Source organism: Streptomyces sp. NPDC002055 (assembly GCF_040296705.1).
In the GTDB taxonomy this organism is placed as follows: domain Bacteria; phylum Actinomycetota; class Actinomycetes; order Streptomycetales; family Streptomycetaceae; genus Streptomyces.
The window spans coordinates 1-26,583 of the sequence record NZ_JBEOXS010000035.1; the positions used below are offsets into that span (position 1 = coordinate 1).

22 protein-coding genes and 2 tRNA genes are annotated in these 26,583 nt (G+C 73.3%); 4 read left to right on the forward strand and 20 right to left on the reverse strand.

From position 1 onward, the window contains the following. Positions 1–403: 403 nt before the first annotated feature. Positions 404–631, forward strand: a complete 228-nt coding sequence (locus ABT112_RS21795; RefSeq protein WP_351512109.1) for a hypothetical protein — start codon at positions 404–406, stop codon at positions 629–631. Positions 632–761: 130 nt separating this feature from the next. Here the strand turns inward: ABT112_RS21795 and ABT112_RS21800 are convergent, their stop codons facing one another. The 6 genes from ABT112_RS21800 to leuS all read right to left on the reverse strand — a co-directional run bounded on the left by ABT112_RS21800 (position 762) and on the right by leuS (position 11,799). Further along, a complete protein-coding gene (locus tag ABT112_RS21800) occupies positions 762–1,445 on the reverse strand; it encodes an arylamine N-acetyltransferase family protein (RefSeq protein ID WP_351512006.1) in 684 nt (227 codons plus the stop codon). Next, positions 1,334–4,354, reverse strand: a complete 3,021-nt coding sequence (locus ABT112_RS21805; RefSeq protein WP_351512008.1) for a ComEC/Rec2 family competence protein — start codon at positions 4,352–4,354, stop codon at positions 1,334–1,336. Before ABT112_RS21805 ends, ABT112_RS21800 begins: the two co-directional genes overlap by 112 nt. Continuing rightward, the gene (locus ABT112_RS21810) at positions 4,351–5,148 is read right to left on the reverse strand and encodes a ComEA family DNA-binding protein (RefSeq protein ID WP_351512010.1); all 798 of its coding nucleotides are present in this window, start codon (positions 5,146–5,148) and stop codon (positions 4,351–4,353) included. The genes ABT112_RS21805 and ABT112_RS21810 overlap by 4 nt, the downstream gene beginning before the upstream one ends. A 1,598-nt stretch (positions 5,149–6,746) precedes the next feature. After that, entirely contained in the window at positions 6,747–7,595 is an 849-nt protein-coding gene (locus ABT112_RS21815) for a DegV family protein (protein WP_351512012.1), read from the reverse strand. 82 nt (positions 7,596–7,677) lie between these two features. Then, complete coding sequence (locus ABT112_RS21820) at positions 7,678–8,670, reverse strand: hypothetical protein (RefSeq protein WP_351512014.1); 993 nt, start codon at positions 8,668–8,670, stop codon at positions 7,678–7,680. Positions 8,671–8,931: 261 nt separating this feature from the next. Continuing rightward, on the reverse strand, positions 8,932–11,799 hold the full coding sequence (gene leuS, locus ABT112_RS21825) for a leucine--tRNA ligase (protein ID WP_351512016.1): 2,868 nt from the start codon (positions 11,797–11,799) through the stop codon (positions 8,932–8,934). A 488-nt stretch (positions 11,800–12,287) separates the two neighbouring features. On the opposite strand from leuS, the gene ABT112_RS21830 reads away from it, so the two are divergent. Further along, positions 12,288–13,934, forward strand: coding sequence for a hypothetical protein (locus tag ABT112_RS21830; protein ID WP_351512018.1), 1,647 nt, complete (start codon positions 12,288–12,290; stop codon positions 13,932–13,934). Then, complete coding sequence (locus tag ABT112_RS21835) at positions 13,931–15,484, forward strand: NADH-ubiquinone oxidoreductase-F iron-sulfur binding region domain-containing protein (RefSeq protein ID WP_351512019.1); 1,554 nt, start codon at positions 13,931–13,933, stop codon at positions 15,482–15,484. The genes ABT112_RS21830 and ABT112_RS21835 overlap by 4 nt, the downstream gene beginning before the upstream one ends. 156 nt (positions 15,485–15,640) lie before the next feature. Here the strand turns inward: ABT112_RS21835 and ABT112_RS21840 are convergent. The 10 genes from ABT112_RS21840 to ABT112_RS21885 form a co-directional block, all read right to left on the reverse strand. After that, positions 15,641–15,713: transfer RNA gene (locus tag ABT112_RS21840), tRNA-Ala, on the reverse strand. Positions 15,714–16,218: 505 nt separating this feature from the next. Continuing rightward, positions 16,219–16,452 carry a hypothetical protein gene (locus ABT112_RS21845; protein WP_351512021.1) on the reverse strand — a complete coding sequence of 78 codons (234 nt, stop codon included), beginning with the start codon at positions 16,450–16,452 and terminating at the stop codon, positions 16,219–16,221. A gap of 3 nt (positions 16,453–16,455) precedes the next feature. Beyond that, positions 16,456–16,695 (reverse strand): hypothetical protein, encoded by a 240-nt coding sequence (locus ABT112_RS21850; RefSeq protein ID WP_351512023.1) that lies wholly within the window; start codon positions 16,693–16,695, stop codon positions 16,456–16,458. A 256-nt stretch (positions 16,696–16,951) separates the two neighbouring features. Then, a tRNA-Ala gene (locus ABT112_RS21855) sits at positions 16,952–17,024 on the reverse strand. 143 nt (positions 17,025–17,167) lie between these two features. Beyond that, entirely contained in the window at positions 17,168–17,821 is a 654-nt protein-coding gene (locus ABT112_RS21860) for a histidine phosphatase family protein (protein ID WP_351512111.1), read from the reverse strand. Next, positions 17,818–18,258 carry a ribosome silencing factor gene (rsfS, locus tag ABT112_RS21865; RefSeq protein WP_351512113.1) on the reverse strand — a complete coding sequence of 147 codons (441 nt, stop codon included), beginning with the start codon at positions 18,256–18,258 and terminating at the stop codon, positions 17,818–17,820. The genes ABT112_RS21860 and rsfS overlap by 4 nt, the downstream gene beginning before the upstream one ends. A gap of 100 nt (positions 18,259–18,358) precedes the next feature. Beyond that, the gene (locus ABT112_RS21870; protein WP_351512025.1) at positions 18,359–20,131 is read right to left on the reverse strand and encodes an LCP family protein; all 1,773 of its coding nucleotides are present in this window, start codon (positions 20,129–20,131) and stop codon (positions 18,359–18,361) included. A 22-nt stretch (positions 20,132–20,153) separates the two neighbouring features. After that, positions 20,154–20,777 (reverse strand): nicotinate-nucleotide adenylyltransferase, encoded by a 624-nt coding sequence (gene nadD / locus ABT112_RS21875; RefSeq protein WP_351512027.1) that lies wholly within the window; start codon positions 20,775–20,777, stop codon positions 20,154–20,156. Positions 20,778–20,828: 51 nt separating this feature from the next. Next, positions 20,829–20,993, reverse strand: a complete 165-nt coding sequence (locus tag ABT112_RS21880; protein ID WP_351512028.1) for a hypothetical protein — start codon at positions 20,991–20,993, stop codon at positions 20,829–20,831. A 96-nt stretch (positions 20,994–21,089) separates the two neighbouring features. Further along, complete coding sequence (locus ABT112_RS21885; RefSeq protein WP_351512030.1) at positions 21,090–21,236, reverse strand: hypothetical protein; 147 nt, start codon at positions 21,234–21,236, stop codon at positions 21,090–21,092. 112 nt (positions 21,237–21,348) lie between these two features. On the opposite strand from ABT112_RS21885, the gene ABT112_RS21890 reads away from it, so the two are divergent. Further along, a complete protein-coding gene (locus ABT112_RS21890; protein ID WP_351512032.1) occupies positions 21,349–22,422 on the forward strand; it encodes a M48 family metallopeptidase in 1,074 nt (357 codons plus the stop codon). Between the two features lie 140 nt (positions 22,423–22,562). Here the strand turns inward: ABT112_RS21890 and ABT112_RS21895 are convergent, their stop codons facing one another. The 4 genes from ABT112_RS21895 to ABT112_RS21910 form a co-directional block, all read right to left on the reverse strand. After that, positions 22,563–23,636, reverse strand: coding sequence for an SCO2583 family membrane protein (locus ABT112_RS21895; RefSeq protein WP_351512033.1), 1,074 nt, complete (start codon positions 23,634–23,636; stop codon positions 22,563–22,565). A 77-nt stretch (positions 23,637–23,713) separates the two neighbouring features. Then, positions 23,714–24,328: an SCO2584 family spore wall biosynthesis protein gene (locus tag ABT112_RS21900; RefSeq protein ID WP_351512035.1), complete on the reverse strand. Its 615-nt coding sequence runs from the start codon at positions 24,326–24,328 to the stop codon at positions 23,714–23,716. Positions 24,329–24,486: 158 nt separating this feature from the next. After that, positions 24,487–25,791: a glutamate-5-semialdehyde dehydrogenase gene (locus ABT112_RS21905; RefSeq protein ID WP_351512037.1), complete on the reverse strand. Its 1,305-nt coding sequence runs from the start codon at positions 25,789–25,791 to the stop codon at positions 24,487–24,489. Between the two features lie 223 nt (positions 25,792–26,014). Continuing rightward, complete coding sequence (locus ABT112_RS21910; protein WP_351512039.1) at positions 26,015–26,557, reverse strand: DUF8830 family protein; 543 nt, start codon at positions 26,555–26,557, stop codon at positions 26,015–26,017. Positions 26,558–26,583 lie beyond the last annotated feature (26 nt).

Consider the following 26,583-nt stretch of genomic DNA (forward strand, 5'->3'; position numbering starts at 1 on the left):
AGCCGTCGGCATGCCGCCCCGCCAACCGGCAGGTGCGCTCCGCCAGTTCGCTGATCCGGACCCCGTCGAAGCCGAAGACGGCGCTGCGCGCCCGGCGCCCCCGCGGCCCGGCGACCCGGCGACCCGGCGACCCGGCGACCCGGCGACCCGGCGACCCGGCGACCCGGCGACCCGGCGCATCATCCGGCCGGGGCGGGTGCGGCTCCCCGTCGGCCCCCGACATGTGCGGACGGGCCGCCTGCCCGCCCACGGCGGACGTGGCCCGGGGACGGCGCTGCCGGTCCCCTCCCCCGTTTCCGGCCGTTCCTCGGCGGTCCCGCACAATGGGCGCGTGAGCAGCGCGACACCCCACCCCCACCAGACAGCCGCACAGTCCGGCCACCCCGCACCTCCCACCCATCATGTGCTGGTGCTGCCCGACCGCGACGCCGCGGAGGAGGCGGCCGAAGAGGTCGTGAGCCGCTTCGGGCCGCCCGAGGAACCTCAGCTCGTCCGGGACGCCCTGGCGGGTGAGGACGACGCCGAGGACGCCCAGTGGCTGGTGGTGGTCGAGGACCCTGCGGACACCATGGACGCCGCCGCGCTCGACGAGCTCGCGTCGGAGTACGAGGGCTGGCTGGAGCGGCCGTAGCACCCGCTGACCGGCTGCTGACCAGGGCATGATCACCTCCTGACCGGCTGCCGTCGCCCCGGCCGTCGACCACCGACCACCGACGGCCGATGGCCGAACACCGCAACTGCGCCGCCGAGTCGAGGGGCGGTCAAGCAAGGTCGAGTACCACCGGGACCCGGTCGAGCTCCAGGGCGAAGTGGTCACGATAGGCGGCGAGGATCTCCGCATCAGTCGTCAGGGTTTCCACGTAGCGCTCCCCCGCGACCGTGGTGACCAGCCGGTCGCCGCTGAGCGTGACCCGTGCCTCCCCTCCGTCGGTGAGCCGGGAGCAGACCAGCTTCCGGGTGAACGGGGACTTCGGCGACGTCCGGTGCCACCAGCAGGTCGCCTCGAAGTCCTCCAGCGCACGGGGACGGACGGCCAGCCGGTACTGCGGGGCGCCGTCCTTCAGGACGTCCAGGTCGCCGTCCGGTGTCCCGGTGATCCGGAAGGTGCCGCCCCGATCCGTCTGCTCCCCCCGTTCGGTCAGCCTCAGCGGATGGTGGCTGTGCGCTCCGAAACCCACGTCGACCAGCCAGAGGTCCGGGTCGTCCGGGCTCTCGACGCGCAGTGCGAGATGGTCGTACGGCGGGCCGATCCGGTCGGGGGCGGTGAAGACCCGGGCGGCGAGCAGCGTCACCGACCAGCCGAGCGCGGAGAGCAGCCCCGCGAACGCTCCGTTCAGTTCGTAGCAGAACCCCCCTCTCCGTGCCCGCACGACCTTGTCGACGAGCCGGTCCTCCTCGAGCACGATGTCCTCACCGAGATGGATGCTGAGGTTCTCGAACGGCACCCGGGTGAGGTGCCGTATCTGCAGCTCGCGCAGGGCTTCGGCATCGGCTCGCGCCGACCGGGTGGCTCCGATCCGCTGGAGGTAGGCGTCGGTCCGTGCGGTATCCATGCCCCCGTTATGACCCATCCGGCCTCCCCGCGCCATCGGCCCGCGGTCCTCCGTCCGGGGACCGAGGAAGCGGTCCGACGCCGCCGGGCGCTGCGGACTCGTCCCAGCGCCGCGCCGAGCCGGGACGCCGGGCCCGTGACGGCGATCGATCCGTCGGTATCGGTGCGCAGTACGGCCGCACCGTGCTGCCGCAGCATGGCGACGGTGCGGGGCGACGGGTGGCCGTACGGGTTGTCCGCCCCACAGGAGATCACCGCCAAGCGGGGGCGCACCCTGCTCAGCAACCGCGGGTCCTGGTAGGCGGAGCCGTGGTGGGCGACCTTGAGCACGTCGACGGGTGGCAGGTCGGGGACTGCGGTCAACAGGCTCTGCTGCGCGGGCGGTTCGAGATCGCCGAGCAGCAACAGGGTGAGTCCGGCCGTACGGACCAGCAGCGTGACGCTGGCGTCGTTCGCTCCCTCCGGGGCCGGAGCCGGAGGCAGGGCCGGGGCCGGGGACCCGGGCGGACCTCCGGAGGGACGGGGCAACGGCCACAGGACCCGCCAGCGCAGCGGCCCCAACTGTCGGTCGCCGGGTGCCGTCCGGACCGTCCGGACACCCGCAGCCCGCGCCACGCGGCGGACGAACGCGGCTTGGTCGGGCGGATCCTCGAGCAGTGTGGTCTCGATCGCGCCCACCGATCGGCCCCGGAGCACCCCGGGCAGCCCGGCGACATGGTCCGCGTGAAAGTGCGTCAGCACGATCAGCGGAATCCTGGTGACGCCCAAAGACCGCAAGCAGCGGTCGGCGAGCACGGGATCGGGGCCGGCGTCCACCACGACGGCTGTGCCGTCGCCCGCCGGGAGGACGAGCGCATCGCCCTGGCCCACATCGCAGACCGCGAACCGCCAGCCGGGCGGTGGCCAGCCCGTCACCAGACGCGGCAACGGTGCCGGGCGAGTGACCGCCAGGACCAGCAACAACGCGAACAGCCCACAGAGCCAGGGGTGGCGCATCAGCCGGGGCAGGGCCCACACCACGGCACCGGTGATCGCAGCGAGCAGCAGGCCCCCGGCCCAGCCCTCCGGCCACTCCACCTCAGCCCCCGGGAGGGCCGCGCCGGCACGGGCGACGCCCGCGACCCATTCCGCGGGCCAGCCACCCAGCCAGGCGATTCCGGCTGCGACGGGCTGCGCTACCGGGGCGGTCGCCAGCGCGGCGAACCCGAGCACCGTGGCCGGGGCCACGGCGGGCTCCGCCAGCAGGTTGCACGGAATCGCGACCAGGCTGACGCGCGCGGCCAGCAGGACGACCACGGGCGCGCACACGGCTTGGGCAGCGGCGGCCGCCGCCAGGACTTCCGCGAGCCTGGCGGGCACACGGCGGCGCTGGAGTGCCGAACTCCAGCGTGGGGCGATGGTGAGCAGCGCGGCTGTGGCCAGCACGGAGAGGAGGAAACCGTAGGACAGGGCGAGCCACGGGTCGTACAGGACCAGCAGGAGAACAGCGGCGCAGAGGGCGGGCAGCAGCGATCTGCGACGGCCGGTGGCGATCGCGAGCAGTGTGACCAGTCCACAGGCGGCGGCCCGCAGCACGCTCGGTTCGGGACGGCAGACGATGACGAAGCCGAGCGTGAGCAGCCCTCCGAGCAGCGCGGTGGTGCGCAACGGAAGGCCCAACCGGGGCGCGACACCTCGACGCTCGGCCCGGACGGCCAGATGCGGTGGCCCGATGAGCAAGGCCAGGACGATGGTGAGATTGGCACCTGACACAGCAGTGAGGTGCACAAGATCCGTGGCGTGGAAGGCATCGTCGAGATCGGGCGGCATCCGGGAGGTGTCCCCGACCACCAGCCCCGGCAGCAGGGCTCGGGCATCGGGCGACAGCCGGTCGGTGGCCTCCCGCAGGCCTGCCCGCAACTCCCCGGCAGCGCGTTGCAGGGTGGTGGGCGGCGCGATGACCTGCGGTGGTCCGCCACCGGAGACCCGGAGCACCACGGCGACAGGCCTGCCGCCGGACTCCGACGGCACCGTCGGCCGGGCCCGGACCAGCAGCCGGGTCGACGGCAGCAGCCGGAGCCAGGGGGTCGGCTGCCCCGCCCGTCGAGCAGCCGTGGACGGCGAAGGTAGCCGGCCGCGCTGCTGGACGATGACGAGCACCGGTGTCCGGGCTGTGGTGACCTCGCCGCGGGGCCCGGTCACCCGCTCGGCCTCCGCCTCCAGGACCACGGCCGCCGGAGCGTGCCCAGCGCCGACCACCCGGGGCCGGGTCAGGCGCGGGTCACCGGTCACCCGCAGTTCGACGGTCACCGGAACGTGTCGCACCGCCGACTCCGGCAGCGGCCCGCGCCGCAGATCGGCTGCGTGCAGGGTGGCCGAGATCGCTGCCGCGCCTGCACAGAGCAGAGCAGCGGCGACCATGAGCCCCACCCCACGCACGAGGCCGCCGACCGGCCGCGTGCCACGGCCCCCGATGGGGTGCGGAGTTCCGCCGGCCCGGACGAAGCCGCGAGTTCCGGCACCGCCGATGGTGCCGGGAATCCCGGTGCCCTGGGTGCTGCCGGGAATTCCGCTGCCCTGGGTGCTGCCGGGATTCCCGCTGCCCCGGGTGGTCCTTCGCAGCACCAGCAGCCCCGCCGCCGTCACCAGGCACAGCGCCGCTCCGGTCATCGCCCAGCTCATGGGGGCATGGAGCGCCCAGGCCGTGGCAGCCCAGGCGGCGAGGGCCGGAGCCACGAGACGGAGGTCGAGGGGGCCTTCCCTGGCGGGGTCGGAGGTTTCCGGACGGTCGGGCGCGTTCGCGGGTGGCCCGGTGTTCGTCACGGCTGCACCAGTGGCTGGAGGTCGGCGAATCTGCGGTCACCGATGCCGTTGACCTCGCGCAACTGGTCGACGGACTGGAAGCCGCCGTTCTGCTCGCGGAACTGGAGGATGTGCTGCGCGAGGACCGGCCCGACCCCGGGCAGGGCGTCGAGCTGGTCGGCCGTCGCCGTGTTGAGGCTGACGGGGCCCGCCGCAGGTGACCCACCGGGCCCCGTGACCGGGCTCTCCCCGCCCGGACCCCCGGCACCCGCGCCAGCTCCTGGCGGAGCCGGGCCGCCGACCACCACCAACTCACCGTCGTTGAGCACCCGAGCCCGGTTCAGCGCACCCGTATCAGTGCCCGGCCGCACTCCGCCCGCGGCCTCCAGCGCGTCCGCGACGCGCGAGCCGGCCGGCAGGCGCTGGATGCCCGGCCTGCGGACCTTGCCCGTGACGTCCACCATGATGCGGCGCTCCGGCCCCTTGGGCGGCGCGGGCCCCGGTGCGCTGCTCGGCAGCGCACCGCTGCGCACCGGGGTGGACGCCCCGGTCGCCGGCTCGGCGGTCGGTGCCCGGACCGTCTGCGGCGTTCCGGTCCAGTAGTGGTACGCCGCCACTCCTCCGGCAACGGCCAGGAGCATCGCCAGCGCCGCCAGCGCCCGCGGGTTGACCTCGCATCTCAACTGGACCCAGAGCGGCAGCCGTTCGCGGAGGGCCGACCACCAGGGGCGCTCCCGCCCCACGACAGCCGCCCCGCCCTGCGGACCGGAAGCGTTGAAGGGCGCCTCGTGCGTGGCCTGTTGCGCTCCCGGCACCTGGGTCCGCACCCCCGGCCGCGGTGCCCTCCATGCCCGAGCCTCCGTTTTCGGCACCTCGGTCCACCCCCTCCCCGGCTCTGATGCCTCCGATGCGTCCGAGGCCTTCGCCGCCTCAACTGCCGTCGCTGCGTCCGGAGCTTCCGGGGCTTCCGAAGTCTCAGCGTCCCTCTCGGCCGCCGCCTCGGGCGGTGGTGACTGTGCCCGAGCCGGACGGCCGGACGCCCGACGGTCCGGCGTCTGCCTCGCGATCCCCCTCCCGGACGTACGCATGGCCGACTCCCGGACCGCACGCCTCAGCGGCCCCTCGACCGGCGACTCCGCACTCTCCGGGCCGGCCGCCGACCGGCCCCCGACAGCCGACTCGCCCCTCAGCGAATCCACGACCGTCGACCGCCCGGTCAGCGGCCTCCCTTCCGCAGGCCCGCCTTCCGGGCCCTCCGGCACCCTCGGCCCGTCGGCGGCCGGCCGCCTTCGGTCCGCCGGCAACCGGCCACGCCCCGGTGGCCCCGCCGCGTGCCCCGACCGCGGTTCGTCGGCTCCCCCGGGTGCCTGGTCAGGCCCCGGCGGCTCGGCCTCAGGCCCGAGCGGCGACGCCTGGTCCCTCCACTGCGAGTCGTGTCCCCTCAGCCGCTCGTCAAGGCCAGGCGACACCCCGCCGCGGCGCGGCGACAGCCCGTCACGGCCGGGCGACGGGGCCTCGCACCCCGGCGGCGGCAGATCGCCGTGGTCCGGCAGCAGTCCCTGACCGTCCGCGCGGCCCCACGCCGCGGCTCCCTCGGACACCGGCCGCCCCGCCGGCGCGGCTACCGCCCATCCCGTCTGCGCCGGCGCGGCGAAGAGCGCGGCTGCGCGCTCCCGTAACGCTGTCTCATCGGCGAAGGCGGCCTCCCGACGCGTTTCTCGTCTCCGGCGGCCGGGCCGCAGGGGTGCATCAGCCGGACCGCCGCCGAAGCGACCGGTGCTGCCGGGGTAGTTCATCGGACGGGTGCGACGGCGCCCGTGCCGCCGCCGGGATCGACGGTCGGAGCCACGCTCACGACCCGGACCACGACCCGGACCAGTAGTTACGGTGCGTGATGAGAGTTCCATGCACCCGACGGTAGGCGCACTGCATGCACCCGCGCCGAGAGGTCCGAGAATCCGTGGACAACCAGCGAGTTGTGGAAAACTCCCCCACTCTTGCGGGCGATTTGAGCTCCGCGAGCCCCAGCTGCGCACCACGGCATGCTCAACTGTCAGTAGTCGCCCCCGACGAGAACAGAAGCAGGACTCAACCGCCCGCCCGCAGCCGGCGAACCCTCAACCCTCACTTCCCCACCATCCCCCGCCGCCCTGATCCCCACCCGCCGACCGGCCCCACACAGCCAACGCCAGACCACCGACCCGACCACCGACCCGACCACCGCCCCATCCACCCGACGACGAACGCCCCAGGCCCCGCCCCCGACCCCGGACCCCGACCCCGACCCCGACCCCGACCCCGACCCCGACCCCGACCCCGACCCCGACGGCAAACGCCTCAGGCCCCGACGGCGAACGCGGCAGGCCCCGACCCCGACCACGGCCAAGACACCGGCCCAATCCCCCGCCCCCGCTCACCCCTTGGGAGACAGCACCGCCCCCAGCAACCCCGGCCCCGTGTGCGCCCCGATCACCGCGCCGACCTCGCTGACATGCAGCTCCGCCAGCCCCGGCACACGCTGTCGAAGCCGCTCCGCCAGCTGCTCCGCCCGCGCCGACGCATCGAGGTGATGCACGGCGATGTCCACCGGGCCGGCCCCGGCCCGCTCGACCACCAGCTCCTCCAGCCGCGCGATCGCCTTCGATGCCGTACGGACCTTCTCCAGCAGTTCGATGCGCCCGCCGTCCAGGTGCAGCAACGGCTTCACGGCGAGCGCCGAACCCAGCAGCGCCTGCGCCGTGCCGATCCTGCCGCCGCGCCGCAGATAGTCGAGGGTGTCGACGTAGAAGTACGCGGACGTGGCCTCGGCGCGCTTCTCCGCCGCCGCCACCGCCTCGTCCAGCGTTCCGCCCGTCCCTGCCGTCTCCGCCGCCGCCAGGGCGCAGAAGCCCAGGGCCATGGCCACCATGCCGGTGTCCACCACCCGGACCGGAACGGGAGCCTCCGAGGCCGCCAGCACCGCGGCGTCGTACGTCCCGGAGATCTCCGCCGACAGGTGCAGCGAAACGATTCCCTCCGCGCCCGCCTCCGCGGCAGCCCGGTAGGCATCGGCGAAGGTCGCGGGGCTGGGCCGGGACGTCGTCACCGAGGTGCGTCGCTGCAGCGCCTCGGCGACCGACCGGGCGGACACCTCGGTGCCCTCCTCCAGCGCCCGGTCACCGAGCACCACCGTCAGCGGCACCGCGGTGATGCCGTGCCGCTCCATCGCCTGCTGCGGCAGGTAGGCCGTTGAATCCGTGATGATCGCGACATGGCGGGACATGGATGGGAGGTTATCCGGGGGCGCCCCCTGCCGACAGCACGGGCCCGTCCTGTCGCCGTCCACGCGTCTCGCCGTCCGCAGGTCAGGTGGTGCTCTCCGGCCTGCGGGCCTTCGTCCAGGGGTGGGCGGTCCGCTTCCGCGGATCCCGTGCGGTGATGGCCCTCGGCTCCGGCCCCTGCCCCGGCCGCGAACCGTCGACGCCCGCATCGCCCGCATCACCCGCGTCGCCCGCCGACCGAGCACCGGCATCCGTGCCCTCGGGCCCCAGACCTCCGACGCCGGCCGCCTCCGGTCCATCGGAGGACGGTCCACCGGAAGCCCCCGAGGCACTGGACTCCGCGGCCCCGGAGTTCGCGGCCCCGGACTTCGCTGCCCCGGCCACCGCAGCCCCAGCCGCAGCCGCGGACGTCGCAGCCCGGGACGTCGCAGCCCCGGGCGCCGGAACCCCGGAGCCGGTCCGCTGCGACTCGGCGGAATCCGCCCCGGCACCCGCGTACGCGCTCTCCGACTCGCCGAAGCCGGCGCCCTCCGTCGCCGTCCAGTGCCGCAGCGCCCCGGACTCGACCTCGATCTCGCGCCCCAGGTCGTCCAGGTCCTCGCCGGCGAAGCGCCGCGCCCGGTCCCGCGCCGCCCACCGCAGCGAATCCGCGTGCCGCACCACGCGCCCGGTGCGGTCGCGCAGCTCGGGCAGCCGCTCCATGACCTTGCTCCGGTCCGGGTCCCGCTCCAGCCGCCGGAGGTCCTCGTCCAGCTGATGCCCATGTGCGCTCAGCCGCTTGAAGAGCGCGGCCGTCTCGGACAGCGAAGCGTCCTCCGGCGAACCGGCCGCCAGTGCCTCCCGGGTGGCCCGCAGCGAGGTGCGCACCGACAGCCGCATATCCGCGAGCTCACCCGCGACACCCGGCTGCGTGTACTTCTTCGCCTTGAGCGTGGTGTCCTCGACGGCGCGGCGGGCCTGCTCCACGGTCCGGTCCACACTCCGCTTGGCGGCCCCCACCGCCTTCACCGCGGCATAGACGCCCAGCGCGACGAATGCCACGAAGAGCAGCGCCAGAACGAGGATCGCGGCTTCCATGGACGCTCCTTCACGAAGACGGGCCTGTCCCGGTCGTATCTCCACCGTAAACGGCCCGGGCCGGTCGGGGGTTCCTGCACGGCCCCCAACCGGCCCGTAGGGGTTCACCCTCGGCCGAAAGAATCACCCCGGCCGGAGGTGCACCGACCGGACTGCCCCGGACTCACGTCCCAGCAACCTCCGGGACCCACGCCCCGGGCGTCCTCCCAGCTCCCGGCCCCCGGCTCCCCGGCTCCCCGGCTCCCCGGCAGCGTCCCGGCCTCACGCCGGAACGATGTTCACCAGCTTCGGCGCCCGGACGATGACCTTGCGGATGCCCGCACCGCCCAGGGCGGACTGCACACCCGCGTCCGCCAGCGCCAGCGTCTCCAGCTCCTCGTCGGAGACCGACGGCGACACCTCCAGGCGCGCCTTGACCTTGCCCTTGATCTGCACGACGCAGGTCACGGTCTCGTCGACCACGTACGCCGGGTCCGCGACCGGGAAGGACTCGTGGACGACCGTGGCCCGGTGGCCCAGCCGGCGCCACAGCTCCTCCGCGATGTGCGGGGCCAGCGGGGCGGTCAGCAGCACCAGCCGCTCCGCGACCGACCGGGCGAGAGGCCCGCCGGCCTTCGTCAGGTGGTTGTTCAGCTCGGTGACCTTGGCGATGGCGGTGTTGAAGCGCAGGTTCTCCATGTCCTGCGTGACCCCGTCGATCGCCTTGTGCAGCGCACGCAGCGTGGCCTCGTCCGGCTCCGCGTCGGTGACGGTGACCTCACCGGTGTCCTCGTCCACGACGTTCCGCCACAGCCGCTGCAGCAGCCGGTACTGGCCGACCACGGCCCGGGTGTCCCAGGGCCGGGAGACGTCCAGCGGGCCCATCGCCATCTCGTAGAGGCGCAGGGTGTCGGCACCGTACTCGGCGCAGATCTCGTCCGGCGTGACGGCGTTCTTCAGGGACTTGCCCATCTTGCCCAGCAGCCGGGAGACCTGCTCGCCCTGGTAGTAGTAGCCGCCGTCGCGCTCCTCGACCTCCGCCGCGGGCACCGCGATACCGCGGCTGTCCCGGTAGACGTAGGCCTGGATCATGCCCTGGTTGAACAGCTTGTGGAACGGCTCGAACGAGGAGATGTGCCCCAGGTCGAACAGCACCTTGTGCCAGAACCGCGCGTACAGCAGGTGCAGCACCGCGTGCTCGGCGCCGCCCACGTACAGGTCGACACCGCCCGCGGTCTGCCCCTCCCGCGGCCCCATCCAGTACTGCTCGACCTCGGGGTCGACGACCTGTGCGGCGTTGCGCGGGTCCAGGTAGCGCAGTTCGTACCAGCACGAGCCGGCCCAGTTGGGCATCGTGTTGGTCTCACGGCGGTACCTCTTCGGGCCGTCGCCCAGGTCCAGTTCGACGGTGACCCAGTCCTCGTTGCGGGACAGCGGGGTCTCCGGCGAGGTGTCCGCGTCGTCCGGGTCGAACGTCCGCGGGGAGTAGTCGTCGACCTCCGGCAGCTCGACCGGCAGCATCGACTCGGGCAGCGCGTGCGCCACACCGTCCTCGTCGTAGACGATGGGGAACGGCTCGCCCCAGTAGCGCTGGCGGCTGAACAGCCAGTCGCGCAGGCGGAAGTTGACCGTCCCCTCACCGATGCCGCGCTCGGCCAGCCACTCGGTGATCCGCGCCTTGGCGTCGACCACGCCCAGGCCGTCCAGCGAGACGGTGCCGGCGGCGGAGTTCACGATCTTCGCGTCGTGGGAGGCGAAGGCGTCGTCCCAGTCGGCGGGGTCGGTGCCGCGGCCGTCGCTCGGCTCGACGACGCAGCGCATCGGCAGTTCGAAGGCGCGGGCGAAGGCGAAGTCCCGGCTGTCGTGCGCCGGAACCGCCATGATCGCGCCGGTGCCGTAGCCCATCAGCACGTAGTCGGCGATGAACACCGGCACCCGCTCGCCGCTGGCCGGGTTCGTGGCGTACGCGCCGGTGAAGACGCCGGTCTTGTCCTTGGCCTCGGCCTGGCGCTCGACGTCCGACTTGGCCGCGGCCTGCTTGCGGTACTCGGCGACGGCCTCCGCCGGAGTGGCGTGCCCGCCGGTCCACACCTGGTGCGTGCCCTCCGGCCAGGCGGCCGGAACGATCGCGTCGACCAGATCGTGCTCCGGTGCCAGCACCATGTAGGTGGCGCCGAACAGGGTGTCCTGGCGGGTGGTGAAGACGGTGATCGCGTGGTCGTCGCCGACCGGGAAGTCGATCCGGGCGCCCTCGGAACGGCCGATCCAGTTGCGCTGCTGCAGCTTGATCGCCTCGGGCCAGTCCAGCGCGTCCAGATCGTCCAGCAGCCGGTCCGCGTAGGCCGTGATGCGCATGTTCCACTGCCGCAGCTTGGCCTTGAACACGGGGAAGTTGCCGCGCTCGGAACGTCCGTCCGCGGTCACCTCCTCGTTGGCCAGGACGGTTCCCAGGCCGGGGCACCAGTTGACGGGCGCGTCGGACGCGTACGCCAGCCGGTACCCACCCAGTACGTCCGCGCGCTCCGCGGCGTTCAGCTCGGCCCACGGGCGGCCGTCCGGGGTCTGCCGCCGGCCGGACGCGAACTGCTCGGCCAGCGTCTCGATCGGCCGGGCGCGCTTCGCCTCGCCGTCGTACCAGGAGTTGAAGATCTGCAGGAAGATCCACTGGGTCCAGCGGTAGTAGTCCGGGTCGATCGTGGCGAACGAGCGGCGCCGGTCGTGGCCCAGGCCCAGCCGGCGCAGCTGGGCCTTCATGTTCTCGATGTTGGCCTCGGTGCTCACCCTGGGGTGGGTGCCGGTCTGCACGGCGTACTGCTCGGCGGGCAGGCCGAAGGCGTCGAAGCCCAGGGTGTGCAGGACGTTGTGGCCGGTCATCCGGTTGAAGCGGGCGTAGACATCGGTGGCGATGTAGCCCAGGGGGTGGCCGACGTGCAGGCCCGCACCCGACGGGTACGGGAACATGTCCATGATGAACTTCTTCGGACGGTCGACCGCCGCGGCGGGCCCGGCCAGGTCACCGCTGGGGTTGGGCGTCGCGTAGGTGCCCTCGGCGTCCCAGAAGTCCTGCCAGCGTGCCTCGATGTCGGCGGCCATGGCTGCCGTGTAGCGGTGCGTCGCGGCCGCCCCGGCCGCAGAATTCGTCTCGCTCATCGTCCTCAAAGCTCCATCGGTCGTCTCTGCTCGCGGATTCGCACCCTGTTGTTCCTGAAACAAAAAGGCCCCTCGCACAGGAGGGGACGCCGCGCCGATTCCGACCGGATTGTCCTCCGGCCGGGGCTGATCAGCGCGGCCCGCCAAGCAGAAGGCGTACGGCACGCATGGCCTCAGAGTACCGCAGCGCCCGCGCAGGCCGCACGGAGCATCCGGCGCCCTCGCGCACAGCTACACCCGGAAGTAATCGGCGCAATTGACAATCGAGCAAATAACCAAACAGTCGGATGATCTTTGTTTTGGCGCTTAGCATGCGGGTCCGGGACCCCTCCCTCCGCACCACTGGAGTCGCCCGCATGCAACCTCATCGCACGATGCGAACCCCGTCCTCACGGACGAAGTCGTCAAGGACACCGTCGTCCCGGGCGCAGTCTCCACGGCCGTCACCGATCACCCCGAAGTCCCTGCCGCAGCCGGCGCTGTACGCCGTGCAGGTCGCGGTCGCCGCGGGCATCCTGGCGATCACCCTGCTCGCCGGTGAGGCACTGCAGCTGGCCATCGACTTCGCCAGCGGGGTCCTCACGCTGGTCTCGCTCAGCGCTGCCGTGATCTGGGGCCTGGTGGCCGCCGACCGCGTCCTGCTGGAGGTCCGGCAACGGCTGCTCTCGCAGGCCATCCACCGCGGCCTCGCGGTCGCCTCGCTGGGCTTCCTGCTGATGCACATCACCGTCAAGGTCGCCGAGGCGCACGCCTCGCTGCTGGCCGCGCTGGTGCCGTTCAGCCTGGGTGTGCAGGGCTCGGGCGGACTGATCGGGCTCGGCTCGCTCGCCGCGCACTGCATGGTGATCGCGGGCGCCACCGGCGCCGCCCGCAGCCGCCTGGCCTCCAACGGCCCCGCGGCGGCCCGCTGGCGCGCGCTGCACTCGCTGGCCTACCCGGCCTGGTTCGCCGCGCTGCTGCACGGATTGAACGCCGGGCGTCCGGCAGCCGTATGGGTGACCACGATGTATGCGCTCGCCCTTGCCGCCGTGGGTGCGGCGGTGTCCGTGCGGCTGCTCCCGCAGCCGCAGCGCCGCCGCATCGCGCGGCTGCTGATGTCGCTGACCAAGCCCGGACCGTCCGGACGCGCCGACCGTGACCAGGAGCCCATGGGGCCCCGGGACACCTCGGTGTCGCCGCTGCCGGGCGGCGGCGGCATGTCCGGAGCCGACCGGATGCCGGGCGCGGCACGCATGCCGGGCGAGCGGGCCGACGCCTTCGCCGAGCAGCCTCCGCTGCGGCTCGACTCGACGCGTCCCACACCCGTCGCGGGCGGCCGGGGAGCCGGCATATCCGCGGCGTACCGGGCGGTGTCGTCCCCGCCGCCGTCCCCCTTCGGAGCGCCCGCCGCACCGCAGGAGGCGCGGACGGAGATGCTGCCGCCGGTGCCCTCGTACGAGGCGCCGACCGACATCCTTCCGCCGGTCCCCTCCGGCAACCCGCAGACGGGCGGCATACCGCCCGTCCCGCAGTACGACACCGGCACCCTTCCCCCCGTTCCGCAGTACGACACGGGGAACCTTCCCCCGGTCCCGCAGTACAACACCCCGCAGTACAACACGGGAAACCTTCCCCCGGTGCCGCAATACGACACCGGAAACATTCCGCCGGTACCGCAGTACGACACCGGCGGCATTCCACAGGTCCCCCAGTACGACACGGGAAACCTCCCGCCGGTGCCGCAATACGACACCGGAAACATTCCGCCGGTGCCCCAGTACGACACCGGCGGCATTCCACAGGTCCCCCAGTACGACACGGGGAATCTCCCCCCGGTGCCGCCGTACCAGGCACAGACCGGGAGCCCCCCGCCGCTGCCGCAGTACGACACCGGGAACCTCCCGCCCGTACCCCCGTACGACACCGGAGGCTTCCCTTCCGTACCGTCCTACGCGGCACCCACCGAGACGTTCCAGACCGTGTCGCCGTACGTCCCGGAGCAGCCCACCGGGACCTCGGGCCGCTGGCCGGCCCCGTCCCCGCCGCCGCCCGGCGAGACCTACGGGCGCCGCGCGGAGCCGGACCCGGCCGCCGGACAGTCCTATTCGCCCCCGCCGGGTGAACCCTGGCACCAACCCGCAGGAGAGCGGCCATGAACACCCCACTCCCCGACGTGCCCGAAGTCCGGGTGGTCGGACTGCCGCAACTGACCGCGGGATTCGACCTGGTCCACCGGCTCGACCTCGGCATGCACCTGAAGGTGCACGGTGCCCTGGAGCCGATGGTCGGCGAGCGGCTGGCGGATCTGGCCGAGGCCGTGTCACTGAACGGCAGGGGCGGTGCGGGCTTCCCGTTCGCCAAGAAGCTGCGGGCCGTTGCCAAGAGCGCGATCCGGCGGGGCGTACGTCCCGTGGTCGTGGTCAACGGCAGCGAGGGGGAACCGGCCTGCCGCAAGGACACCGTGCTGCTCTGCCGCGCACCGCATCTCATCCTCGACGGCGCTCTGCTGGCCGCCGAGGCACTCGGAGCCCGGGTCCTGGCCATCGCCGTGACCCGGGACTCCACCGAGGCCTCCATGCGGGAGGCCATCTCCGAGCGCGGGCTGACCGACCGGCGCGGCAAGGGACTGCGGGTCCGCGTGGTGCGGACCCCCGAGCGGATGGTCTCCGGTGAGGCCTCCTCGGTGATCAGCGCGGTCAACGGCGGCCCCTCGCTGCCCGCCGGCCGCAAGGTGCGCGCCTCGGACTCCGGTGTGGGCGGCGCCCCGACGCTGCTGTCCAACGCCGAGACCTTCGCCCAACTCGCCATGGCGGCACGGCTGGGACCGCAGCGGTACGCCAACATCGGCCTGTCCGACGAACCGGGCACCGTGATGCTGACCGTCTCCGGCTCGGTGGCGCGGCCGACCGTCCTGGAGGTGCCGGTCGGCACCCCGATGCGCTACGTCCTGGAGCTGTGCGGCGCGCCGCCGATGCCGCAGGCCGTGCTGACCGGTGGCTATCACGGCGACTGGATCGACGGCCTGACCGCGGTGGGCGCCATCATCTCCCGCAAGGCGCTGCGCACGGCCGGCGGCGCTCTGGGAGCGGGCGCGATCCTGCCGATCGGCCCCGAGACCTGCGCGCTCGGCGAGTCCCTGCGCATCGCCAACTGGCTGGCCGCCGAGACGGCCGGGCAGTGCGGGCCCTGCAAGCTGGGTCTGCCGGCGGCCGCCGCGGGCCTCTCGGACGTGCTGGGCGGCGGCGGGCCGACCGCGCTGGAGGCCCTGAAGCAGGTCACCCAGGCGGTCAAGGGCCGGGGCGCGTGCAAGCACCCCGACGGCTCGGTCCGCTTCTTCCAGTCCACGCTGAACGCCTTCACCGACGACCTCGCCGCCCATGTGCTCAGCGGCGGCTGCGGCCGCCCCACCCAGGGTGTGCTGCCCCTGCCGAACCCGGGCTACGAGGACGAGGGCGTGCCCAGCGGCGAGAAGCTCGCGGTGGACTGGGTGCTGTGCGAGGGCCACGGCCTGTGCGCCGGGGTGGTGCCGGAGATGATCCGCATGGGCCCCGACGGCTACCCGGTGATCGCCGACATGACGGTTCCGATGCATCTGCGGGCCAACGCCCAGCGCGCCGTACGGCGATGCCCGGAGCTCGCGCTCCGGCTGGAGCAGGCACCCGCCCAGCAGGCGCCGCCCAGCCGCAAGGCACTGCCGCGGGGCTGACCCCCACGGACGGCAACGGCGGGGCCGGGAGCCGGGGTACGCCCCGGGTCCCGGCCCCGGTCCGTTCCACGGCCCGCTCGGCGAAGGACAGAGCGGCACCCGTGCCCGGACATACGAAAGCGGGCCGTCCGATCGGACGGCCCGCTCTCTCTTCTGTGGAGCTAAGGAGAATTGAACTCCTGACCTCCTGCATGCCATGCAGGCGCTCTACCAACTGAGCTATAGCCCCAGGTCTTGCTCCGCCCGGTTTCCCCGGCGGCTCCGCCAACATTACACGGCCCACCCGGTCTTCCGCCAAATCGATGACCAGTCATCCCATCGCTGCCCGCTCGCGGCGCCCTTCCGCACACCGGGGCGACGCCGGAGGGCCCGTCCGGGGCGCGCGGGGAGGCCCCGGCCAGGCCGTTCACCGGTCCGGGGACCGACGGTCCGCGGGCAGCTCTGCGCCCCCTGGGGTGCGGTGGGTCACAGCCGACCGCCGCGCCGTCCGGCCGGGCAGACGCGGGCGCGGCGAACTCCCCCCGGAGCGGACGGCGGATGGCCCGCGTAACGGTCGACGGGACGCCGTGGACGGCCGGCTCCTGCCTGTCGGACCCAGCCGGTGGACGCACCCGGCAGCAGCCCGGTGAAAGGCGGCGGGACCACCGCACAGCGGCCGCGGAGCGAACGGAGACCGAGGCCCGGTGGCGGCCCGGTGGCGGGCTCAGGCGGTCGCGAAGAGGCAGCCGACGGACTCAGGCGGTCGCGAAGGAGTAGAAGCGCTTGAGCGTGCAGTGCTCGTCGAGGAGCCGTCCGTAGATCGGCTCGCCCTCCAGCTCGCGGTAGGTCTCGATCGGGTCGCCTTTTATGATCAGCGCCCGCGCGCACTCCTCGCACCAGTACTGGTACTCGGAGTTGATCGGCTCCATGTCGCGCACGATCGGCGTTCCGCTACCGCACCAGTCGCACTTCCGCCTGTGTGCACCCATCAGTCAGCTCCAGCAGTGGCCGCAGGCTGTACACACGTAGGAAATCCCTCCGTTGTCCCCGAGCACCTGCGCCACATGGGCGGAGCCGCACGCTGGACACTTGAGGAGGGCCGGACAGTACGTCGCCTGGTTCTCGTCGGGGGGACAGGGGAGACGGAGCGCGTATTCCGACAGCCGGTTGTCATGGAATGCCGCGGCAATGTCGAGAAGATCGTCGGCCTCCTCGAAACTGCTCGTCGGCATGCGCACTCCCTCCCCTTCCGGCCGTTTGATTCTGCCATGCGAGAGCCCTGAGGTCAGCGGACCTTCCGGACTGGACGGGTCCGTTCGAGGCCCACGTCGCGGATCGCGACACACCGGCCGGGCGGATCGCGACACACCGGCCGGGCGGATCGCGACACACCGGCCGGGCGGATCGCGACAGAGAGACAGGACGCGGTCACCGGCCACAACGCGACGATCCCGCCTCCCCTGGGGGGAGACGGGATCGGACGAAGTGTGGAGCTAAGGAGAATTGAACTCCTGACCTCCTGCATGCCATGCAGGCGCTCTACCAACTGAGCTATAGCCCCGCTGTTCTCCATCGCTCCGGTGTTTTCACCGCTGCGCTGTGAACGAGAAGAAGCTTAACCGGTGACCTGGCCAGATGCGAAATCCGCCCCCGGCCTCCCGCCGGGGCGGCTCGTGGCCGCGCCCGGAACGGGCGGCGGCCCGGTCAGTCGTCGTCGCCGAGGACCGGCTCGGGCAGCGTCCCGGCGTTGTGCTCCAACAGGCGCCAGCCGCGGGCTCCCTCGCCCAGCACGGACCAGCTGCAGTTGGAGAGGCCGCCCAGCGCCTCCCAGCTGTACGGCTCCAGCCCGAGGAAGCGCCCGATGGTGGTGCGGATGGTGCCGCCGTGGCTGACGACGACGAGGGTGCCGCCGTCGGGCAGCTTGTCCACGGCGCGCTCCACGACCGGCGCCGCGCGCTCGGCGACCTCGGTCTCCAGCTCACCGCCGCCGCGCCGCACCGGCTCGCCGCGCTTCCAGGCGGCGTACTGCTCGCCGTACCGCTCGACGATCTCCTCGTGCGTGAGGCCCTGCCAGCTGCCCGCGTAGGTCTCGCGCAGCCCCGGGTCGTGCTCGACGTCGAGCTGGGTGATCGAGGCCAGCTCGCCGGCCGTGACGGCGGCCCGCCGCAGGTCGGACGCGATGATCGCGTCCGGCTGGAGGGCCGCCAGCAGCCGCGCGGAGCGGCGCGCCTGGGCGTGCCCCTCCTCGGTCAGCTCGATGTCGGTGGTTCCCTGGAAGCGACGCTCCAGGTTCCAGGCGGTCTGGCCGTGCCGCCAGAGGACGATCCTGCGGCCGCGGCCGCTCCCCGCGCCGTTCAGCTCAGCTCTCCGTCCAGCTCCTGCTCCGCGGCCTGGCGCTTCGCGTGCTCCTCGGCCTTGCCGCGGGTCGCGACGGCGTCCTCGGGCAGGTCGAGCTCGGGGCAGTCCTTCCAGAGCCGCTCCAGCGCGTAGAAGACCCGCTCCTCGCTGTGCTGGACGTGGACCACGATGTCCACGTAGTCCAGCAGCACCCAGCGGGCCTCCCGGTCGCCCTCGCGGCGCACCGGCTTGGTCTGGAACTGCCGGTTCAGGCGCTCCTCGATCTCGTCGACGATGGCCTTGACCTGACGGTCGCTGGGGGCCGAGGCCAGCAGGAAGGCGTCGGTGATCGCCAGGACGTCGCTGACGTCGTACGCGATGATGTCGTGCGCGAGCTTGTCGGCAGCCGCCTGGGCGGCGACGTTGATCAGCTCGATGGAGCGGTCCGTGGCGGTCACAAGCCAAGCTTTCGATCGGGAACGGGTACCCCTCCAGGGTCTCACGCCCCGCCCCCGGCCCCCGACCGGATTGCCGGGCGGGGGCCGTGCGCCGGACCGGTCAGCCGGCCCGGTAGTCCCGTCCGAGAACGACGGTGATGTCCGCGTTGGACGCGCCGCGGCCCTTGGCCACCGCCCCGGCCGGCAGGCCGAGCGTCTTGGCGACCTCCTTGGCCTTCCCGGCCTGTGCGGCGTCCGCGTAGGTGACCCGGGAGGCGGTCTGCGCCGCGCCCGCCGCACCGCCGTCGACGAAGGTGTAGCCGCTGTTGACCAGGGTGACCTGGGCACTGGAGGAGGCCTTGCGGTCGCCGGTGGCGTTCCGGACGCTGATCCGCGGGGCGTCGTTCGGGTCGGTGTTCTTGACCGTGCCGCCCAGGACGTCCTTCACCACACTGTCGGTGGCCTGCTCGCTGAGCGTGCCGTCCGGGCGCACCGGCAGCAGCGCCGTCCGGTACGCGCCGTTCTTCGCCTGCTCGGCGAGCTGCGCCAGGGAGGCGCCCAGCTGGCCCTCGGTCAGCGACGGGTCCGGGATCTGGGCGAGGGAGCGCACGGTCGCGGTCGCGGCGTCCGGGTCGCTCGACATCTTCTTCAGCACGGCCTGCATGACCTGGCCGAACCGGCGCAGCTGCCGGGTCTGCGGCTCGCCGGGCGCGAGGTGGGTGGCGTAGCCGACCGCGGCCTGGCCGGAGAGGGTCCGTGCCTTCCCGCGCTCGACCAGCGGGTCGTCGCCCCGCTTCGGCGCGGGCACGGTCGCGTCGGCGTCGACGGTGATCCCGCCGACCGATTCGACGAGGTTCTCCAGGTACGGCGTGTCCAGCCGCCAGCTGCCCTGGATGCGCGCGCCGAGGAGGGTGTCGAGGGCCGACCGGGTCGGTCCGGTGCCCTCGTCCGCGACGGACTTGCCCAGGGTGGTGCTGCCGCCGTCCTCGGTGCCGACCGCCAGGGAGTTCGGCAGCAGGACGGTGGTGCCCTTCCCGGTGGTCTCGTTGTCGACCAGCAGCGCGGTGGCGCCGGGCCCGCCCTTGGTGTCGCGCAGATGCACGACGATCACGTCGCGCTTCTGGCCGCCGCCCGCCGCGGCGGCGCCGCCACCGGGTGCGGAGAGGCCGGGCACCTTGCCCGCGAACCAGAGGTAGCCGGCACCGCCCACGAGAGCCAGGACGAGGACCACGACGAGCATGACCACCCGGTTGCGGCCCTTGCGCTTGCGCTCGTCACGCCGCTCGGTGCGCGTCTCGGCGAACTTCAGCCAGTCGATGACGTCGTCGGACTCCTCGTCCGGCTCCTCGATGAACGAGAACTGCTCGGTGCGGTACTCCGGCCCCTCGCCGCCCGGCCGGCCGCCGTCCCGCGTCACGTCGCGCCGGCCCTCGTCGTACTGGGCCTCGTCGTACTGGGCCTCGTCGCGCGGCCCCGGCTGTCGCGGGACCTGCGGCTGCGACCGCACCGGCTGGAGCGGGGGCGCCTGCGGTTCCGCGGCCTCCTGCCGCGGGGCCTCGGGCTCCGCGGGGGCGTAGGTCTGCGCGTAGCCGTCGTAGGACTGCTGCTGCGGGATCCACTGCCGGCCGTCGGTCTGCTGCGGGGGCGGCTGCACGGCCTGCGCCTGGGCGTACGGGTCGTAGTACGGGCGGCCGTACTCGTCGTACTGCGGCTGCTGGTGCTGGTGCTGCTGCGGCTGCTGGGCGCCGTACGGGTCGTAGTACTGCTGGGCGTACGGGTCGTACGGCTGCTGCGCCTGCTGCGCGTACGGGTCGTAGTACTGCTGCTGGTACGGGTCCTGGCCGTCCTCGGCCCCACCCTCGGCGTGGCTCCGCCCGGAGTGTGCGTCGTTCACCAGTGCCCCTTCCAGAGACGGACTAGCCGGCGTCCCGGTACAGCCCGCGCTTGTTGATGTACCGCACCACCCCGTCCGGCACCAGGTACCAGACCGGCTGCCGGGCCGCCACCCTCGCGCGGCAGTCCGTGGACGAGATGGCGAGCGCCGGGACCTCGACCAGCGAGACCCCGCCGTCCGGGAGCCCCGGGTCCGAGAGCACGTGGCCCGGCCGGGTCACACCGATGAAGTGCGCCAGCGAGAACAGCTCGTCCGCGTCCCGCCAGGTGAGGATCTGGGAGAGCGCGTCGGCGCCGGTGATGAAGAAGAGATCGCTGTCGGCGTTCTCCGTGTGCAGCTCGCGCAGGGTGTCGATGGTGTATGTCTTGCCGGCCCGGTCGATGTCGATCCGGCTGACCGAGAACTGCGGGTTGGACGCGGTGGCGATCACCGTCATCAGGTAGCGGTCCTCGGCGGGCGAGACCGCCTGGTGGCTCTTCTGCCACGGCTGCCCGGTCGGCACGAACACCACTTCGTCGAGGTGGAACTGCGAAGCCACCTCGCTGGCGGCGACCAGGTGACCGTGGTGAATCGGGTCGAACGTCCCGCCCATCACGCCGAGTCGCCGCTTCACCGGACCGGTCACCGGCCCTCCGTGCTCTCCCATGCGTGCAGAGCCTACTGTCCCGGTCCGGGAGCCGTCAGAGCCGTCCCCGGCTCAGCGGTCGCGGTTGAAACGCGTGGTGATCCACAGCAGGAGCAGCAGGACGACCAGCGCACCGCCACCCGTGAGGTAGGGGTTGAGGCTTTCGTGCTCGCTGCTGTGCTCGGCGCCCTCGGCGGCGAGGGTGACCAGGGCGTGGGCGGTGCTGGGAAGACTCATCGTCGGCAGGCCTATCCAGGTTGTCGTCGGGCATGACGCTTGGCGGCAACATCGTAAGCGGGCCCGGCGGGCAACCCGACGCCGACTCCTCGCGTCCTACTGGTCCCGTCCGCCGTATCCCCTCAGCAGGAACCAGGCGAGCAGGACCGCGCCCACCACGGAGACGACGATGAGGGTGCGCAGCAGCACTCCCGGACCCGTCTGGTCCGCGGCCACCGCGAGCTGGGCAGTGAAGTCCGACATGTCTCCACCGTAGCCCCGCCCGCGGCGCACGCCGCGGGCGGGGCCAGGGCCGGGACACGTCTAGGCTGGGCCGTGGGGGACGGGCCGCAGAAGGGCCGACAAGGGGGCTTCGATGACCGAGAACACCGAACACGCACCGGGCCGTCACCGGCGGCGCTTCCCCGGGATCTCCTCCCGGGCGTACGAACATCCCGCCGACCGCTCGGCGCTGGTGGCGCTGCGCAAGCTGAGCGGGTTCGACACCGTCTTCAAGACGCTCAGCGGGCTGCTGCCGGAGCGCAGCCTGCGGCTGCTGTTCCTGTCCGACTCGGTCCGGGTCGGCGAGCGGCAGTTCACGCATCTGCACACGATGCTGCTGGACGCCTGCTACATCCTGGACCTGGAGAAGGTCCCGCCGATGTACGTGACCCAGGATCCGCAGCCCACCGCCATGTGCATCGGCCTGGACGAGCCGGTCATCGTGGTCAGCACCGGCCTGGTCGAGCTCCTCGACGAGGAGGAGATGCGGGCGGTGATCGGCCACGAGGTGGGCCACGCGCTGTCCGGCCACGCCGTCTACCGGACGATCCTGCTCTTCCTCACCACCATCGCCGTGAAGGTGGCCTGGATCCCGCTGGGCAACGTCGCGGTGATGGCCCTGGTGGCGGCGCTGCGCGAGTGGTTCCGGAAGTCGGAGCTCTCGGCGGACCGGGCCGGCCTGCTGGTGGGCCAGGACCTCCAGGCGTCGATGCGCGGGCTGATGAAGATCGCGGGCGGGAACCACCTGCACGAGATGAACGTGGACGCGTTCCTGGAGCAGGCGGAGGAGTACGAGGCGGGCGGTGACCTGCGGGACTCCGTGCTGAAGATCCTGAACCTGCTGCCGCGCAGCCACCCGTTCACCACCGTGCGGGCGGCCGAGCTGAAGCGCTGGGCGGAGAGCCGCGACCACCAGCGGATCATGGACGGCCACTACCCGCGGCGCGACGAGGACCGGGACACCTCGGTCGGCGACTCCTTCAGGGAGCACGCGAACCACTACGCCGACTCGGTGCGCACCAGCAAGGACCCGCTGATGGGCCTGGTCCGGGACCTCGCGGACGGTGCGGGCGACCTGGGCGGCAAGCTGCGGGACGCGTTCACCGGGGGCTCCGGCGGGCGGCAGGACGGCACGCCCGGCCCCGAGGGCACGCCGGGGGCTTCCTAGCCGGGGGCTTCCTAGAGGCTGCCAGGGCGGCCCCGGGTTTCCGCGGCCGCCCCTGGCAGGCCCGGCTGCCCCGGATCGGTGACGGCTTCGGCAGTGCCGCTCCACCGTGGCCACGGCTTCGGCAGGGCGGCTCCGGCCCGCTACGGCTTCGGCAGGGCGTCGGGCGCCAGCACGCCGCAGAGCGAGGCATGGGGCCGTCCGGCGTCGTACGGGTTCGTGCCGGCGGGGGCGTCGTTCCCGGCGCTCTGCCCGGCCAGCAGCGGCCGCAGCCGGTTCGCCGGGTCGGCGGCGCAGGTCAGGGGCCCTGCCTGGAGGCTGGTCTGGACGACTTCCAGGTGGTGGCTGCGCAGGTCCTCGCGGTCGAAGCGGAGGCGCACCTCGCGCCGCGCGGTGAACAGCGAGGAGTCCGCGGCCTGCTTGCCCTCCCGGGCGGACCGCAGGGCGTAGACGAAGGTGTGATCGCCGGTGACCTCCAGCCGGTCCTGGCCGGTCTCGGCGACGGTGAGGCTGCCCTGGACCCGCACCCCGGGGTCGGCCAGCGCCGCCGTGGCGGGGTCGAAGCGGACGAGCCAGCCGGTGGCGGCGTGCCGGCCGTCGTCGACCGGACGGTCCATGCTGCGGTCGAACTGGTCGAGCTGGCCGGGGTCGAGCAGCACGCGGACCGGCCGCGTCGCCCCGCCGGTCAGCACGGCGGGGTCGATGGCGGACCGGACGATGTACTCCTTGGCCGTGTCCAGGGCGGCCATGACCTGCTGCTCGGAGAAGTGCTCGGTCCCGCGGGCGGCGGGCATGGTGACGCCCGCGGCCCCGGTGCGGTACTCCGCGGCGGGGCTGCGCCCGAGAAGCGCGGCCGGTGTCCCGCCCGGCACGGCGCCCTGCGGGGCGAGCGGGACCACGGAGATCCGCAGCGGCTCGACGGTCCGCGCCGAGGGGCTCTGGTACGGGTGGCGTATCCCCATGTAGATGGCCGTGGCGAAGGCCAGCGCGATCACCACGACCAGGATCAGCGCCTGCCGGGACCCACCGGCCCGGGACCAGGCGCGGCGGCTGCGTACGGCCGGGGAGTGGTCGTCCAGCCGCTCCCGGGCCGAGAACTCCTCCAGCCGGGCAGCACGGACGAACGACTCGTCGAAGACGACGGATCGGTACTCGTCCTCTCCACCTCCCGGAACGCCCTCGGGTGTCCCCTCAGGTGGCTCTCCAGGCCCTGCCATACCAACAGAGTAGGTCGGAAGGGGGTCGGGTAAACGCGCTGGTACGCGACAACTTCTGACGGGGGTTCACGGCTGCGTCAGTGGGCGCGCGGGACGGCTGAGGCGGTCGGCGCGGCGGTGCCGGCGGTGGCCGACGGCAGCCCTCCCGGCTGTTCCGGGAGCTGCCCCACCGAGGGGCCTTCCACCTCGCTCGTGGCGGGCGGCGGGGCCGGCTCCTGCCGGCTGCCCGCAGCTCCACGGTAAACCGCGGCGAAGGCCAGCGCGACCATGCCCATGCCCATCAGCACGGCCAGCAGCCAGGCCACCGGGCGGTGCCAGCGGGCCGGGCTGCGGTAGGGGCGCAGCGAGCCGCCATAGCGGCCGTACGGCCCGTAGAGGTCGTCCTCCGGGTCCCGCGGCGGGCCGTCGATGCCGTCCCGGTGGAAATCGGGGTCGCCGTCGGGGCCGAAGTCGTCGTAGAAGTCCTCGTCGGCTCCTCCGGAGCCCGCGCGGGCGCGGGCGGCCTCGGCCTCGGCACGGGCCTGGGCCGCGGCGAGCGTGCGCTCGGCGGCCGTGGGCTCGTGGATCCGCGCGGAGCGGACGAAGTCCTCGTCGAAGACCACGGAGGCGAACGCGTCGTCCGCCGCTCCGTGGCTGTGGCTGTCGGGCTCCTCGCCGTCCGGGAACGGCCTGCCCCCCACGTCGTCCGGCACCCGTCCAGAGTACGGCCGGCCCGCCCGTTTGGGCAGGGCGGAGCGGAAATCCGCGACGGCCGGAACCGGCCTCCCGGGGGCCCGCCACCCAGGCGCGGCACGGGTCGGGCCGGTCTCCGGGGGACGGCGGCCGCCGTCCCCCGGACGGGTGCTCCGGGTCAGCGGGTGTGGCCGTCGCCGGTGACCACGTACTTGGTCGAGGTGAGCTCCGGCAGCCCCATCGGGCCCCTGGCGTGCAGCTTCTGGGTGGAGATGCCGATCTCGGCACCGAAGCCGAACTGGCTGCCGTCGGTGAAGCGGGTGGAGGCGTTGACGGCGACCGTCGTGGAATCCACCAGTTGGGTGAACCGGCGGGCCGCGGCCTGGGACGTGGTGACGATCGCCTCGGTGTGGCCCGAACTCCACAGCCGGATGTGGGCGACGGCCGCGTCCAGCGAGTCGACGACCGCGGCGGCGATGTCGTACGAGAGGTACTCGGTCTCCCAGTCGTCCATGGTCGCCGGGACCACGGTCGCCTTCGTCCCGGCCTCCTCGGCGAGGTCCACCACCCGCTCGTCGGCGTGCACGGTCACCCCGGCCTCGGCCAGCGCGTCCAGCGCCCGCGGCAGGAACTCCGCGGCGATGTCCCGGTGGACGAGGAGGGTCTCCGCGGCGTTGCAGACGCTGGGCCGCTGCGCCTTGGAGTTGATCAGGATGTCGACCGCCATGTCGAGGTCGGTCTCCGCGTCGACGTAGACGTGGCAGTTGCCGGTGCCGGTCTCGATGACCGGCACCGTGGACTCCTCGACGACGGTGCGGATCAGGGAGGCGCCGCCGCGCGGGATCAGCACGTCGACCATGCCGCGGGCGCGCATCAGCTCGCGCACCGAGTCGCGGCTCTCGCCGGGGACCAGCTGGACGGCGTCCGCGGGCAGCCCGGCGCCGCCGACGGCGTCGCGCAACACCCTGACCAGGGCCTGGTTCGAGGCGTACGCGGAGGAGGAGCCGCGGAGCAGGACCGCGTTGCCCGACTTCAGGCAGAGCGCCGCGGCGTCGACGGTGACGTTGGGGCGGGCCTCGTAGATGATCCCGACGACGCCGAGCGGCACCCGGACCTGGCGGAGGTCGATGCCGTTGGGGAGGGTGGAGCCGCGGACGACCTCACCGACCGGGTCGGGGAGGGCCACCACGTGGCGGACGTCGGCGGCGATGGCCCGCACCCGCTCCGGGGTCAGGGTGAGCCGGTCGACGATCGCCTCGCTGGTGCCGGCGGCCCGGGCCCGCTCGACGTCCTCGTCGTTGGCCTCGACGATCTCCTTCGTCCGCACCTCGAGGGCGTCGGCCATCGCCAGCAGCGCGTCGTCCTTGACCGAGCGTGGCAGCGGGGCCAGGTCGGCGGCGGCGGCGCGGGCCCGGTAGGCGGCGAGGACGACCGGGGACTTCGGGGTGGGATCGGCCAGGGGCGAGGGAAAGTCGCTGCTCATGCCGTCAGGGTACGGCCCGTTCCGCCCGGCGCCGCCACGGTTTCCGGCACCTGAGACAGCTCGTGACGGAGTCTGTCCGTTCCTGCCCGGAGGCGGTCCGCCGCGCACCGGGCGGCGGCCCGGAGGCGGCGGGCTCCCCATACCCCGGACCGGACCGGGGAGTTCGGCACGGCCGAGGCCGGTGGGTCCGGGCGAGCGGCTGCGCCCGGAGCGGGCCGGCGGGTCAGAACGGGTGCACCCCGACCGGGGCGGCCGGCGGCGGACCGTACCCCTCGGCCACCCGCTGGTGGTAGGTGTCGCGGTCGATGACCTCCAGGCCGACGATCTCCCACGGGGGCAGCTTGGCCGTCGACCGGTGCTCGCCCCAGAGGCGGAGCGCCACGGCCGCCGCGTCGTGGAGGTCCCGCGCCTCCTCCCAGTACCGGATCTCGGCGTGGTCGTTGGCGTAGCGGCTGGTCAGCAGGAACGGATGGTCGTGGGCGAGCTTCTCCAGTGCCCGCCGGACATCGCTCAGCGGCGCCTCGGCGCCCGAGACGCTGAGCGTGACGTGCCACAGCCGGGACGCGTCACGCCCCTCGCACTCCGGCGTCCGCCCCGTCTCGGTGCCGGCCGCGGATCCCGGCCCGGCCGGCCGCTGCCCGGTGTCGACGCTGGTCAGCGTCCGCTCCTCCCCCGCGGTCCGGCGGGTGGGGGTGCCGGCGCTCCCGGCCGCGGCTCGGACCGTGCCCCCGTCCCGGGGCAGCGCCCCTGGGCGCCCTCGTCTCACCGGTTCCCTCCTGACGTGCGTATCTC